This is a genomic window from Streptomyces sp. NPDC059255 (genome assembly GCF_042752355.1).
Classification (GTDB): Bacteria; Actinomycetota; Actinomycetes; order Streptomycetales; family Streptomycetaceae; genus Streptomyces.
In genome coordinates this window covers 79,461-94,709 of sequence record NZ_JBHYZP010000012.1, presented here as the reverse complement: position 1 = coordinate 94,709, position 15,249 = coordinate 79,461, and the positions used below count along the sequence as shown (strand labels likewise).

The window sequence follows — 15,249 nt, the reverse complement described above, 5'->3', positions numbered from 1 at the left end:
CATGCTCCCCGGCCACCGGATCACGCGGGTCCGGGCCCGTTCACAGCGCCGCGGGGGACGGTGTCGCGCTGCCCCGGCCGAAGTCGGGGGAGGTGTACGTCATCGCCGTCCGGAAGGGGCGCATCAGCAGGGGCGTCGGCGCGTACCGCATCAGGGTGTTGCGCAGCGCGATCGCCAGCGGGCGCTCCTCCTGCTCGTTCCTGCTGAGGGAGTACGAGTTGTCGACCAGCCACCTGGTGCGGTCGCGCCGCGCCGCCTCGTAGGCCCGCAGCCCGCTCACCGGGTCGGCCGCGGCCGCGCAGCTGTGCGCCAGGACCACGGCGTCCTCGATCGCCGTGCTGCCGCCCTGGGCGAGGGCGGTCAGCATGGGGTGGGCGGCGTCCCCCAGCAGGGTCACCGGACCCTCGCCCCAGCGCTCCAGGAACGGCCGGTCCTGCGCGGGGACGGCGTGGACCGCCTCCTCGGGCGTGGCCCGGATCACCTCGGTGACCACATCGGCCCAGCCGCCGAAGGTACGGGCGATGTCCTCCGTGGTGCCCTTCCAGTCACGGGCGCTCTCGGCGGACATGTTCCGCGTACCCCACCAGTAGGCGTGCCCGTGGCCGATGTCGTGCAGCCCGAAGCGCTGCCCCCGGCCCCAGTAGTGGCCGTTGAAGCCCGGGGTCAGCGTGGGGTGGTCGAACGGGGTGACGGCGAGCCAGCAGAGGTAGCCGGCCTCCCGCAGTTGCTCCGGTCCCGCGAGCTGCCGGCGGACGGCGGAGTGGATGCCGTCGGCGCCCACCAGCAGGTCGGCGCGGGTCTCCCCGCCGTCGGCGAAGCGGACCCGTACGCCGTCCTGTCCGATGTCGTAGCCCGTGGCGGCCGATCCGAGACGGATCGGGCAGTCCCCGGCCGCCTCCAGCAGGGCCGCCTGGAGCTCGCTGCGGGAGATGCACACGCTGGGGGCGCCCAGGCTCTCGGCGAGGTCCCGGTACGGCATCGTCTTGATCCGGCCGCCCGTGCTCGTCATCAGCTCGGCCGTCTCGATGACCCGGCCGCGCTCCTCCAGCCGCAGATCGATGCCGAGGGAGGCCAGCGCCGTCATGGAGTTGCTCATGACGGACAGCGCGGTGCCCGCCGGGCGCAGTTCGGTCGCCCGCTCGTGGACCTCGACGTCGAAGCCGACGCGGCGCAGGGTGACGGCGGCCGCGAGGCCACCGATCCCGGCGCCCACGACGACCGCCGTTCCGCGACGCTTGCCGTCCGTTCCGTTGCTCCTGGTCATGTCTCTCGTCACCGCTTCCCTCGGATTCCGTCTCCGGCGTTCGGCAGGGCTGCCGCCACCAGCTGGGTGATCTGCTCCGCCACGTACTTCACATACGGCTCCTCCACGATCTGCAGATGGTCGCCGGGGACGTCGATGACCTCGATGCGTCCGGTCGTCCTGGTCCGCCAGCCGTTCGTGGGGTCGCCGTGCAGGGATCCCGCCCCCTCGTGCAGGGGCTTGAGGACGTCCGGCAGGGCGCCCCGCGCGTGGAGGAGCGTCAGGTCCAGATCGGTGACCCCGCCCGGCTCGTCCATCAGCGCCTGGTAGTTCGCCTGGAAGACGGCGTAGAGGCGGCGGGCCGCGCCGTGCGGGTCGCCGGCCGGGAGGATCCCGTTCCGCCCGGCGACCTCGGCGATGCGCCGGAACACCTCGTCCTCGGAACCGACTTCCCGGGTCAGCTCCTCGACGGGGGTGTCGCTCCCGCTGTCCGCCCAGAGCAGCTCCCAGAAGAAGAAGTGGAACAGGGACGCGTCGCTCACGTCCCGGGGGGCGTCCGGGCTCAGCGCGACCGTGTCGAGGAGGACCGGGGGCAGCACCTCCTGGCCCGCCTCCCGCAGCAGCCGCGCCATCTCGAAGGCGACGAAGCCGCCGAACGACCAGCCGCCGATGACATAGGGCCCCTCGGGACGCACCCGCCGGACGGCCTCGACATACGCGCGGGCCATCTCGGGGATCGAGCGGTGCGGCGCGGTCCCCGGTACGAAGCCGGCCGCCTGGATCCCGTAGAAGGGCTGGTCGGCGGGGAGGTGCCGGGCCAGCGCCAGATAGCAGAGCACGTTGCCGCCCAGCGGGTGGACGAGGAAGACCGGCGGCCGCTCGCCGTCCCGCCGGAAGGGCACCAGCACATCCCCGGGGGCGGGCACCGCCGAGGAGCGCAGGAGTTCCGCGATGGCGGCGGCGGTGGGGGCCGCGACGAAGCCGGACAGCGGCAGCCGGACACCGAGGCGCTGTTCGACCAGGACGACGAGGCGCATGGCGGTGATCGAGGTGCCGCCCAGCTCGAAGAGGCTGTCGTGGACGCCCGGTTCGGGGATGTCCAGCAGTTCGGCGAACATCTCCACGAGGGCCCGCTCGCGCCCGTCGCGCGGCGGCCGGCCCGCCCGGGGTGCCGCCGCGGTCAGTTCGGCCGCCCGCAGCGCGGCGTCGTCCCGCTTGCCGCTGGGGGTGAGCGGCATCCGGGCCAGCCACTGGAAGTGGGAGGGGACCAGGTGTTCCGGCAGGGCCGCCCGCAGGTGGTCCTTCAGCTCCCCGAGGTCGGTCAGGTCCTCGTCGCCCACGAGGAACGCGGCGAGGAAGGCGTCCGTGCCGCGCCGCCGGTCCACCACCGCGACCTCGCGGACGCCGGAGCCCCACGCGGCGTGCCGGGCGACGGCGAGCTCCACCTCGGCGGGCTCGACACGGAAGCCGCGTATCTTGACCTGGTTGTCGGCCCGCCCGGCGTAGACGAGGTCGCCGCCCGGCAGGACGTAGCCGAGGTCGCCGGTCCGGTAGAGCCGCCGGCCGCCGTCGTCCCCCGGATACGGGACGAACCGCTCCGCCGTCAGCTCGGGCGCCCCGGTGTAACCGTCGGCCAGGCAGACGCCGCCGAGGTGGATCTCGCCCCGGACGCCGACCGGGACCGGCCGCATCCGGTCGTCCAGCACCTGGACCTCCGCGCCGTCGACGGGGGTGCCGATCGGCGGCAGCGGCGGGAAGGCGGCCGGGTCGCCGGTCATGGTGAAGCTGGTGACGACATGCGATTCGGTCGGGCCGTACTGGTTCTCCAGGACGACGCCCGGCAGCAGGGCGCAGAGCCGGCGGATCTCGTCGCTCACACGCAGTTGCTCGCCCGAGGAGATCACTGTCCGCAGCCGGCGGGGTACCGGGCCGAGCGCGCACGCGGCTTCGGCGAACTGCTGGAGGGCGACGTAGGGCAGGAAGATCCGCTCGACGCCGTGCCGGTCGAGGAGGCGCAGCAGCGCGGGCATGTCGCGGCGTTCGGACTCGGTGACGAGGACGAGGGTGCCGCCCGAGCAGAGCGTGGAGAAGAGCTCCTGGAACGAGACGTCGAAGCTGAGCGGCGCGTACGCCACGGTGGTGCCCCCGGCCGCCCCGCTGGGCCTGCGGTTCTGCCAGGCCACCAGGTTGCCGAGGGAGCGGTGGGGCATCACCACGCCCTTGGGCCGGCCCGTGGAGCCGGAGGTGAACAGGACGTACGCCGCGCTGTCGGGGTCGGGCCCGGGGAGGTCCGTACCGGTGGCGTCACGCGTGGCGTCGCCGTCCGTCCCGGTGGCCGGCGCGGCGAGGTCCGTTCCGGTGTCCGGCGCCGGGAGGTCCGTTCCGGTCGCGTCACGGGTGGCGCGGCCGTCCGTTCCGGCCGTACCGTGCTCGCCGTCCGGCAGGAGATCGTCCGCCAGGAGCAGGACGGACCGGTCACCGACCAGGTCCGCGTGGGCCCGGTGCGCGACGACCCGCACCGGCCGCGCCTGCTCCAGCATCGCGGCGATCCGCTCCGCCGGGTAGCCGGTGTCCAGGGGCACGCAGGCGGCGCCCGCCCTGGCGACCGCCAGGATCACCGCCACCGTCTCCGGGGCACGGTCCATGGCGATGCCGACCCGGGTGCCGGCCCCCGCGCCGGCGTCGGCCAGCCGCCGGGCGATCCGGTCCGCGGCCCGGTCGAGCTGCCGGTAGGTCCACCGCCGCGGGCCCTGGACGACGGCGACGGAGTCCGGGGTACGAGCGGCCTGCGCGGCGAAGAGCCGTACGACGTCCGGAGCCGCCCCCGCCACCGCGCCGGCCGGAGTCCCCGGGGTGGTCAGACCGCCCGCGGCGGCGAGGAAGCCGAGGTCCGCCGGGTCGTGCGGGTGGTCCAGGACGCGCGTGAGGATCGCGGTGTAGGCGCGGGCGACCAGTTCGGCCTGGTCGGCGGTGAAGGTACGGCCGTCCCCGTCGACGCGCAGCCAGAGACCGCCGTCCCCCGGGTCGGTGACGGCGTTGACGAGGAGCTGGAAGTTGGTCTCCTCGAAGGTGCGCACCGACCGCAGTTCCACGGCGCGGTGGCCGAGGACCGGCGCGAGGATATGGAAGTTGACGTAGTTGAACGCGGTTCCCACGCTCGGCCCGTGCGGGGAGTCCTCCTGGATGGCGCTGAGCGGGTAGCGGCGGTGCGGATGGCTGCGCCGCTCCTCCCGGTGGGCCTCGCGCACGGTGTCGAGCCAGGTGCCGGCGGCGTTGCCCATCCGGACCGGGATGGTGTTGATGAACAGACCGGCGGTGCGGTCCCCGTCGGCGCGCTCCGGACGGCCGTGCGTGAGCAGCCCCGTGGTCAGGTCGTGCTGCCCGGAGAACAGCCGCAGTGTCAGGCAGTGTGCCGCGAAGAGCACGGACTTCACCGGAACGGCGTGCGCGCGGGAGAAGGCACCGACCCGCTGTTCCAGCCCCGCGGGCAGGGTGGCCCGGTGGCTGACGGAGCCGGCCGGCCCGGTGACCGGTGCGGCGGGCCGGAAGCCGTCGAGGTGGACGCCCCGCGCGCCGTCCAGCCGCTCCTTCCAGTACCGCCGGTCGTCCTCGGACTCCAGCGCCGCGCGCTCGGCGAGGACGTGGTGCACCGGTGAGGGCGGCGGGTCGGCCGGGAGCGACGGCGTGTCCTCGCCCAGGGTGTGCAGATACTCCTCCAGCAGTTCCCGCAGCAGGCTCGCCACACTGCCGCCGTCGAGCAGCACATGGTGGAAGCTGAGCACCAGCTCCGTGGTGTGCTCGCGGACATGGACCCGGAAGTGGCAGAGCGGGGCGGTCGCGAAGTCGTAGCGGTGGTACCGCCGTTGCTCGATGTGCTCGTTCAGGACCGCGTCGGCCGCCGCCTCCTCGGTGCCCCGCTGGTCGACGACGGAGAGTCCGCCCGTCACCCGCCGGTGGACGATCTGGAGCGGTTCACCGTGGCCGCCGAGGTCGATGGAGGAACGCAGCGCGGGGTGGCGGGCGACGAGCCGGTCGAACGCCTGCCGGAAGGCCGGCTCCTGCCAGGGCAGCCGGAAGGAGTAGTGGAAGACGTCGTGGTAGACGGCGGACCCTTCGCCGGCCGCGCTGTGATAGATCAGCCCCAACTGGAGGCGGGTCAGCGGGAAAGCGTCCTCGACGTCGCCCGTCCGGAGCAGCCGGTCCCGCGATGCCTCCGGGACCAGCGCGAAGGGCGCCGGCTCCGGGGACTGCTCGCGCGGCCCGTCGGTGCAGCGGGCGGCCAGCGCCGCCACGGTCGGGTGCTGGACGAGGTCGTTCGGGGCGAAGTGGACACCGAGCCGGGCGGCCCGCGCCTGGATCCGGATGGTGAGGAGGGAGTCGCCGCCGAGCGCGTAGTAGTCGTCGTGGACGCCGATGTTCTCCTGCCCCAGCACCTCGGACCATACGGAGACGAGCGTCGCCTCGGTCTCGTCGCGCGGTGCGGCGGGCCGCTCCCCGGACCCGGCGTTCCCGGGCTCGGGCAGGGCGCGGCGGTCGGTCTTGCCGTTGGGGGAGAGCGGAATGCCGTCCACGCGCACCAGATACGCCGGGATCATGAACTCCGGCAGGGCGCGGGCGAGATGGGCGCGCAGCGCGCCGTCCTCGGCCGGCTCGTCCGCCACGTAGTAGCCGACGAGATGGGTCCCCCGGGCGGGCGTCACGCGGTCGACGACGACGGCGTCGCGCACACCGGGAGCGGTCGACAGACGGTGTGCCACCTCGCCCGTCTCGATCCGGTTACCGCGGATCTTCACCTGCCCGTCGATCCTGCCGAGGTACTCGACGGTGCCGTCGGCGAGCACCCGGGCGAGGTCCCCCGTGCGGTAGACGCGCCCGCCGGGGGCCGAGGGGTACGGGGTGAACTTCTCCCGGGTCAGCTCCGGGCGGCCGAGATAGCCGCGGGCGACACCGGCCCCCGCGACGCACAGCTCGCCGGGCGCCCCGAACGGCTGCGGCTCGTCGTGGTGTTCCCCGAGCACGTACAGCTCGGTGTTGTCGATCGGCCTGCCGATGGGCACCCGCCGGACGGGGAGCGCCGGGTCCGCCGGGCACTCGTAGCAGGAGACGTCGACGGTCGCCTCGGTCGGCCCGTAGAGGTTCACCAGCTTCGGGGCGGGCCCGTCGCCGCCCGCCGGGTGGAAGATCCGGTTGAACTGGTCGACACGGGACGGGGGCAGCGCCTCGCCGCTGCAGAAGACGTACCGCAGCGAGCGCACGTCCGCGCGCAGCTCCGGTGACTCCTCCAGCAGGTCGAGGAAGGGGCCGAACATCGACGGCACGAAGTGGGTGACGGTCACCCGCCGTTCGGCGATGGTGCGCGCCAGCGCCCGCGGGTCCCGCTCGGCGCCGGCCGGGGCGAGCGCGACCGCGGCCCCTTCGACGGCCCACCAGAACAGCTCCCACACCGAGACGTCGAACGAGATCGGGGTCTTCTGCAGGATCACGTCGTCCGCGCCGATCGGGTAGGCGCGCTGCATCCAGGCCAGGCGGTTGACGACGGAGTGGTGCTCGACCATGACGCCCTTGGGCCGGCCGGTGGAGCCCGAGGTGTAGATGACATAGGCGAGATCACGCGAGGTGGCGGTAGGTCCGGGCGGTGCGGCCGGGGCTTCCGGTGGTCCGGGCGGGGCGTCCGGGGCGGTCGGCAGATCGCCGACGCGCAGCACCACGGCCCCGCCCGCCGCCGCGGCGGCTGCCTCGCCGCCCGGACCGGGGCCCACCAGGACGGCCTTGGCGCCGCTGTCCGCCAGGACGAACGTGATCCGCTCGGCCGGGTAGCCGGGATCGACCGGTACATAGGCGCCGCCGGACTTGAGCACGCCCAGCACGGCCGTGACCATCAGCGGACCGCGCTCCAGCAGGACGGCGACCCGGTCGCCGGGGCGGATCCCGGCCGCGCGCAGGGCGCCCGCGACCTCGTCGGCCGCCGCGTCGAGTGCGCCGAAGGTCAGCGGAGCGCCGCTGTCCCCGCCTGCGGGCAGCACCGCGATCCGGCCGGGGTCGCGCGCGGCCCGCTCCTCGAACAGGCCGTGCAGGGTGCGCCCGTCGGCGTACGGCACCACGGGACCGCGCGCGGCGCTCGCCAGGCTCCGGCGCTCGGCCGCCCCCAGCATGGGCAGCTCCCCGACCGGCCGGTCGGGCTCCTCGACCGCGCCCCGGATCAGGGCGGCCACATGGCCGGCCAGCGCCTCGACGGGAAAGTCCTCGTCGAAGACGTCGCGCCCGTAGGTGAGGGTGATCCGCACGTCGTCGGTGCCCCGGGTGTGCAGCACATGGACCGCCAGGGCGTCCTGCGCGTGCGCGGGGGCGGACCCCTTCGTCTCCCGGGTGAGACCGGCGACGGCGTGACCGGGGGGCATCGGCAGGTACGACAGCGTGACGTCGAACAGCTGCGGCGCGGCCCCGCTGCCGCGCGGCAGCGTCCGGAGCAGGTCGCCGAGGGCCAGACGCTCGTGGCCGCGCAGTTCCTCGCTGCCGCTCTCGACGGCCGCGCCGATCTCGCGCGGGGTCGCCGTGGCGGGTGTCCGCACCCGCAGGGGGAGGTTGTTGGCGAAGTGCCCGACGGTCGCCAGCTCCTCGCCGCCGCGGCGGTTGAGCAGGGGGATGCCGAGAACCACCTCCGGGGTGCGGTGGATCCGGCCGAGATACGTCGCGAACGCCGCGGCCACCACGGGGAACACCAGCCGCTGCTGCTCGCGGAGGCCACGGACGAGAGCCCGGTCGACGGTGAACGCGTGCCGCCCGGTCGGCCGGTCGGCCCGCGCGGTGGCGCGGGTGAACAGGGCGGGCTCCGTACCGCTGTGCGCCCGGCGGTGGAAGTCCTGGTCCCGCCGGAAATCCGGCGAGGCGGTGTAGCGGGCCTCCTCGGCGAGGAAGTCCACGTACGAGGGTACGGGCCCGTCCAGCGGGGCGGCGCCCGCCTTCACCCGCTCGTACTCCTCGAAGACCCGCTCGGTGAAGAGGAAGATGCCGTAGCCGTCGGTGATGATGTGGTGGGCTTTGACGACCAGGTGTACGGCGCCGGGCCCCTCCCGGAGCAGGGTGAGTTCGAACATCCGGCCGCGGCGCAGCGGGAAGGGGCGGGCCAGCGACCGCTCGACCCAGGCGGCGCATGCGGCGCGCGGGTCGGGCTCGTCGCCGAGGTCGACGAGGCCGACGAGGGCGTTGTCCGGGGCGGAGCCGACTTCGGGGTCCCGCCACTGGTGGGGGACCTCGTCCCGCGCGTCGAAGAAGAGCGACAATGCGTCGTGGCGCCGCGCCGCCCGGGCCAGGCAGGCCCGCAGGGCGGGAACGTCCACGCGTCCCGTGAGGCGTTCGTGCACGACACAGTTGAACTGCGGATGACTCTCGTCGATGGCGCTCGCGGCCCAGATGTCCCGCTGGTAGGCGGTCAGCGGCAGGTGCTGGGGATCGGACATGTCTCCTCCTCGGACAACGAGCCGGTGCTGTCGGCCGACAGCCGGGCGGTGCGGGGACGGCCGGGAGTGCCCCTCGGCCGGGAGTGCCTTCAGGCCGGAGTGCCCCTGGGCCGGGGGCGCCCCTCGGCCGATCCGGTGGGCGGTCCGGCCGAGGGGGCGGACTCCGGATCGGCCGAGGACGGACTCCGGCCGAGGGGCGGACTCCGTTCAGTCCGTGGCCGGGGGAGCGGCCACCAGGTCCTCGACCAGTGCCCCGGACAGGGCCCGTACGGTGCCGTGGGTCCACAGCAGGGTCGGGGAGAGCGCGGTGCCGAACGCGGCCTCCAGCCGGTTGCGCAGCTCCAGGCTCATCAGGGAGTCGAGGCCGAGCGTCTTGAACGGCGTCTCCAGGCCGACGCGTTCCGGAGGGAGCCGCAGCACCCGTCCGGCCAGTTCGCGCACCGCGGCCTCACCGATGCCCGCCCGGGCGTCCGGGGGCGCGGTGAGGAGCCGGTCGCGCAGCCCGTCGCCCGGCCGGGCGACCGCGCCGCCGTCGGCCGCCGCGCGCAGCAGCTCCCAGCTCGGCAGCGCGGCGGTGTCGGGGTAGGTCTCGAACCACTGCCGCGGATCGAGGGGTACGTAACCGACGACCGGCTCGTCGTGTTCCAGCATCCGGAGCAGCGCCGGCCAGGCCTCGTGCGCCGGGAAGCCGCCCATGCCCCGTTCCGTCAGCCGGGCGCCGCGCCGCTCGTCCGCGGCCGCCAGCCCGATGTCTTCGAACGGCCCCCACTGCACGCTCAGGGCGGGCAGGCCCCGGGCGCGGCGGTGCTCGGCGAGGGCGTCGAGGTGGGCGTTGGCGGCGGCGTACGCGGCCTGCCCGGCGTTGCCCACCAGCGCGGCGGCGGAGGAGAACAGCACGAACAGGTCGAGCGGGTCGTCCGCGGTCCCCGCGTCGAGGTTGCGGGCGCCCACGGCCTTGGGGGCCAGGACGGCGGCGGCCGACGCCGGGGTCATGGTGTCGATCGTGGCGTCGGCGAGGACGCCCGCCGCGTGGAAGACGCCCCGCAGCGGCGGCAGTTCCTCCCGTACCCGGCGCAGCGCCTCGCCCAGCGCCCGCTCGTCGGCGACGTCGCACCGTAGGGTCTCGACCCGGGTGCCGGCCGTCCGCAGCGCCGTGAGGCGCCGCTCGGCGTCGGCGGTGGGGGCCGACCGGCCCAGGAGGGCGAGCGCGCCGGCGCCCCGGGCGGCCAGGAACTCCGCGAGGGAGAGGCCGAGCGCGCCGAGGCCGCCGGTGACGAGATAGGTGGCGTCGGCCCGGAAGCGGCCGTCGGGCAGCGGTACGGGCGCCACCGCCGGGACGCTCCCCGGGTCGGTCAGGACGAACTTGCCGATGTGGTCGCCGTGCGACATCTCGCGCAGCGCGGTCGCCGCCTCGGCGAAGGGGAGGACGCGCAGCGGCAGCGGGGTCAGCCTGCCCTCGGTGACGTGCTCCCAGACCTCGGCGAGGATCCGGGCGAACCGCCGCGGCCTGCGCTCCATCAGCCCGGCCAGGTCCACGGCGGCGAAGCTGACGCCCTTGCGGAAGGCGTCCAGGGAGATCCGGTGGCCGCCGTGGATGTCCTTCTTGCCCAGTTCGACGAAGCGCCCGTCCTCGGCGAGCACATCGAGACCGGCCCCGATGGCCGCCCCGGTCAGCGAGTTGAGGACGACGTCCACGCCGCGTCCGCCGGTCGCCGCGCGGACCGCCGGCGCCCAGCCGGGATCCCGTGAGTCGAACACGTCGGTGACGCCGAGGCCGCTGAGGTACCGGCGCTTGGCCTCGCTCCCCGCGGTGGCGACGACCCGGGCGCCGAGGAGCCGGGCGACCTGGACGGCGGCGAGCCCGACGCCTCCGGCGGCCGAGTGGATCAGGACGGTCTCGTCCCGCTCCAGGCGGCCGAGTTCGGCGAGCCCGTACCAGGCGGTGGCCATCGCGAGCGGCAGCGCGGCGGCCTCCGGGTCGCCGAGCCCGTCCGGGACCGGGCGGGCATGGTCGGCTCGTACGGTCACCCGGTCGGCGAGGGAGCCGAACGCACAGGCCACCACGTGGTCCCCGGGGCGGTACCCGGTCACGTCCGGGCCGACGGAGACGACCCGGCCCGCGCACTCCCCGCCGAGGAGCCGGGCGCTGCCCGTGGGGTCGGGGTAGGTGCCGAGCGCCTTCATCACGTCGATGAAGTTGAGCGCGGCGGCGCCGACCTCGATCCCGATCTCACCGGGGCCGGGCGGCCGTCCGGCCAGCGGTACGCACTCCACGCCCTCCCAGAGGCCGGGGCGCACGGCGGCCACCCGGAACGGCTGGCGCACCGCGCGCAGCGGCGGGCGCGGGGTGTCCGGCTCCCCGAAGCCGCCGGTGCGGGTGAGCCGGGCGGCCAGCCGGGTCCGCCCGCGCAGGGCGATCTGGTCCTCGCGGTCCGCGCCGAGGATCTCCGCGGCGCACGCGCCGGCCCAGCCGTCGTCGGCCGGGTCCACATCGACGGCGCGCGGCTCCAGTTCCCCGTGTTCGCGCCGCAGCACCCGTGCGTAGCCCCAGTAGAGGGCGGCCCCCGGGTCGGGGCGGTCCCCGGCGGTGGCCGCCTGGCCCGTGGCCGTGACCACGGTCAGCCGGGGTGCGGCTGCGAGGGCGGCGCAGGCGCGGACGGTGTCGGTGAGCGCGTCCAGTCCCCGCTGCTGGGCGGCGAGGCCCGCGTCCGCCGCGGGCGCCGCGAAGACGACACCCGCCGCCCCGGTCACGCCGCCGAGCGCGCCCCGTTCCTCGGCCCCGGTCACCCGGATCACCTCGGCGCCCTCGGCCGCCAGCGCGGCGGCGAGCGGTTCCGCGAGGCCGCCCGGGGCTCCGCAGACCAGCCACGGTCCGGCGGGCACCGCGGCGCCGGACCGGGGCGCCGCGGCGGCCTCGATCCACCGGAGGCGGTGCAGCCGCGCCGCGTCCGTGCCGGCCGTGCCCGTGCCGGAGCCGGCCAGTTCCGCCAGCCGCAGCCCCTCCATGGCCAGCACCGGGCGGCGCTCACCGTCGAAGACCCGTACGTCCACGGTGCCGTCCCGGTGCCGGACGGCATGGGACCACACCCGGGTGACCGGCGGCCCGGCGGGGCGCTCCGCCACCCGGACGGCACGGATCGAGGTGGGCACCAGGGCCGTGCCCGCCGCGTCCCCTTCGAACAGCGCGAGCGAGACCTGGAGCGCGCCGTCCCACAGCGCCGGATGGAGCAGATACGGCCGCGCGCCCGCCCGCAGCGGCGCGGCGAGCTCCGCCTCGCCCACCGCCTCGTCCCCGTCCGGCCCCCGGTACAGGGCGCGTACGCAGTGGAAGGCGGGCCCGTAGTCGAGCCCCCGCGCGCCGCACGCCTCGTAGAACGGGCCGGCATCCGTGACCGGCGCCGTCTCCAGCCACCCGGGGAGGCCGGGTACGGGCGCGGTGTCGTCCCGGTAGTCGGCGCGGGCCGTGGCGTGCCCGGTCCAGGAGGTGCCGCCCTCCGGCAGCGACAGCAGCCGGAAGCTGCCGCCCTCGGCGATGTCGTCACGCCACTCGACGGCCAGGTGCCCGGGGCCCTCGCCGAAGGCGACGGCCGCGCTCAGCGTGATGTCGCGAAGCGCGCGCGGCGCCGAACCGGTGCGGGCGCGCGCGGTGTTCACGGCCAGCGCCAGGGTCGCGGCACCCGGCAGGACGGCCGTGTCGTGGACCCGGTGGTCGGTGAGCCACGGCAGGTCGGCGACCGCGAGTTCCATCGGCCCGTGCCAGACGTCCCGTTCGCCGGGGGAGGGGGTGAGGTGGACGTCGAGCCCGCGGGCCGCCCCGGAGCGCGGCGCCGCGCCGCCGTCCGGGAGCCAGTGGCGCTCGGGCCGCATCGGGTGCGCCGGCAGCGGGACCGGACGGCACCGGGGCAGGCCGCCGAAGGGTTCGAGCCCCGCGGCGTAGCCGCGCGCGAGCGCGCGGGCGAACGCGCCGGGGCCGCCCTCGCCCCGGCGCAGTGTGGTCAACGCCGCCGCGGACGCCCCGTGTTCGGCGATCAGTTGCTCGACGGCCGGGGTCAGGACCGGATGCGGACTGATCTCCACGACATGGCTGACATCGTTGTCCAGGGAGAGGGTCAGGGAGTCCGCGAAGAGCACCGTGCCGCAGAGGTTGTCCGCCCAGTAGGCCGCGTCCATCCGGACGCCGTCCAGCGGCTCGCCGTACACCGTGGAGAGCAGTTCGACGCTCCCCGGCCGGGGGACGGCCGGCGCGAGTCCGGCCAGCAACTCGTCGCGCAGCTCGGCCATCTGGGGGCTGTGCGAGGCGTAGTCGACGTTGACGAGCCGGCAGTACGTGCCGTCCGCGTCCAGCGACTCCTTGAGCGCGAGGACGGCGTCGGTGTCCCCGGACAGGACGCACGAGGTCGGTCCGTTGTGCGCGGCCAGCGCGACCCGGCCCCCGGAGGGGCGGACCGCCGCCAGGGCCGCCGCGCGGTCGAGGTCCACGGCGAGCATCAGCCCGCGTCCGCAGGTCCGGCGGACGACCGCGCTGCGCCGTGCCACCACGAGCGCGGCGTCCTCGTACGAGAGGATCCCGGCGAGCGTGGCGGCGGCGATCTCGCCCTGGCTGTGGCCGATGACCACATCGGGTTCGACACCGGAGGCCCGCCACAGTTCGGCGAGCCCCAGGGACATCGCCCACAGCACGGGCTGGAGGGTGTCGACCCGCTCCAGCCACCCGTCGCCGGACTTCCCCGCGAAGACGTCCAGCGGATCCCAGGTCAGGTGCGGACGCAGCGCCTCGGCGCAGCGCCCCACGACCTCGGCGAACAGCGGGCTCTCCCGGAACAGTTCCTGTCCCATGCCGCTCCACTGGGAGCCCTGCCCGGGGAAGACGAACGCGGTGCGCCCGCGGGCCACCGCCCGTCCCGTCACCACCGCGGGGTGTCCGTCGTCCTCGGGCCGCTCGGACACGGCGGTGAGCGCGGCCGACAGGTCGCCGGGCGTGGTGGCCAGCAGCGCCGCCCGCACCGGGAGATGGCCGCGGCGCCAGGCGAGCGTCCCGGCCAGCTCGGCGACGGCCGCCTCGGTCCCGGGCACCCGCTCCTGGAACTGCGCGGCCCGCTCGGCGAGTACGGAGGGATCCTGGGCCGACAGCGGTACGAAGGCGGGCAGTCCGGTGGGCGGGCGGCCGGACCGGCTCTCCGACAGGGCCGCGGCCGGCGCCGCGCCGGCGTTCGGCCGGAGAGCCGCGTCGGCGCCCGGACCGCCGTCCGCCCCGTCGGGCGGGGCGGCCACGACCACATGGGCGTTGGTGCCGCCCCAGCCGAAGGAGCTGACCCCGAGCCGGACCGGTCCGGTCCGCGGCAGTTCGAGCGGCTCGCGGAGGACCCGTACGTTCAGGTCGTCGAAGGGGATGTCCGGGTTGAGCACCTCGGCGTGGAGGCTCGGCGGGACGACCCGGTGCCGCAGCGCGAGGAGGACCTTGAACAGTCCGCCCATGCCCGCGGCGGCCTCCAGATGCCCGATGTTCGTCTTGACCGAGCCGATCGGCAGGGGGCCGCCCCGACGGTGCCTGGCCACGGCCCGGCCGATCGCGGCGGCCTCCGCGGGATCGCCGCGTCTCGTGCCCGTCCCGTGGGCCTCGATATAGGCGACGGAGTCGGCGTCCACGGCGCCGGGACCGGCCCCGTAGACGTCGCCGAGCAGCTCCTCCTGGGCGCGCGGGTCGGGCGTGACGAGGCTGTCGCCCCCGCCGTCGTTGTTCACCGCCGTCCGCAGGATGACGCCGTGGATCCGGTCCCCGTCCGCCAGCGCGCGCTCCACGGTCTTGAGGCAGAGGGCGGCCACGCCCTCGCCCCGGACGAATCCGTCGGCGGAGGCGGCGAAGGCGGCGCAGCGGCCGGCGGGGGAGAGGCCGCCGAAGTGGGTGAGGCCGACGGAGACGTCCGGGGTCAGGATCAGGTTGGCCGCGCCGACGATCGCGGTGCCGATCTCGCCCTGCCGCAGCGCCTGCGCGGCCAGGTGCAGGGCGACGAGCGAGGAGGAGCAGCCGGATTCGACCGTGAGACTCGGGCCGCGCAGCCGCAGGAGGTAGCTGATCCGGGCGGCGAGCACGTCCAGGGCGCCGCCGACGATGCTGTGCTGGGTGGGCGGGGTGCCGCGCTCCTTGCGGAGGATCTCGTAGTCGTGCCACGACGCCCCGATGTAGACCCCGGTCCTGGAGCCTTCGAGATCGGCGGGGCGCAGCCCCGCGTCCTCCACGGCGCGCCAGGCCGCTTCCAGGAGCAATCGCTGCTGGGGGTCGATGTCGGCGGCCTCCCGGGGGGAGATCCCGAAGAAGCCGGCGTCGAACCGGTCGACCCCGTCGAGGAAACCGCCGACGGCCTGCACGTCCTTGGCGGGGTCGAGCTGACGTTCGGCGTCCCAGCGGTCCGGGGGGACGGGGCGGATGGCCTCCCCGCGTTCCATCATGAGCGTCCAGAGGCTTTCGGCGTCGGGCGCGCCGGGGAACCGGCCCGCCATGCCGACGACGGCGAGGGAGTTCGCGTGATCGTCCATGGGTGATCGCATCCT

Annotated in this window: 3 protein-coding genes; all 3 read right to left on the bottom strand. The window is 75.5% G+C overall.

Annotation, left to right across the window (positions count from 1 at the left end):
* Positions 1-40: 40 nt before the first annotated feature.
* A complete protein-coding gene (locus ACFXKG_RS16770) occupies positions 41-1,264 on the bottom strand; it encodes an FAD-dependent monooxygenase (RefSeq protein WP_384838670.1) in 1,224 nt (407 codons plus the stop codon).
* A gap of 8 nt (positions 1,265-1,272) precedes the next feature.
* Positions 1,273-8,700, bottom strand: a complete 7,428-nt coding sequence (locus ACFXKG_RS16765; RefSeq protein WP_384838667.1) for an amino acid adenylation domain-containing protein — start codon at positions 8,698-8,700, stop codon at positions 1,273-1,275.
* Between the two features lie 207 nt (positions 8,701-8,907).
* Complete coding sequence (locus ACFXKG_RS16760) at positions 8,908-15,234, bottom strand: SDR family NAD(P)-dependent oxidoreductase (protein ID WP_384838664.1); 6,327 nt, start codon at positions 15,232-15,234, stop codon at positions 8,908-8,910.
* Positions 15,235-15,249 lie beyond the last annotated feature (15 nt).

What these genes read in the sequence shown, in the direction of transcription:
- ACFXKG_RS16765 (WP_384838667.1), bottom strand. Translation starts at nt 8,700, where the DNA reads ATGTCCGATCCCCAGCACCTGCCGCTGACCGCCTACCAGCGGGACATC.
- ACFXKG_RS16770 (WP_384838670.1), bottom strand. Translation starts at nt 1,264, where the DNA reads ATGACCAGGAGCAACGGAACGGACGGCAAGCGTCGCGGAACGGCGGTC.
- ACFXKG_RS16760 (WP_384838664.1), bottom strand. Translation starts at nt 15,234, where the DNA reads ATGGACGATCACGCGAACTCCCTCGCCGTCGTCGGCATGGCGGGCCGG.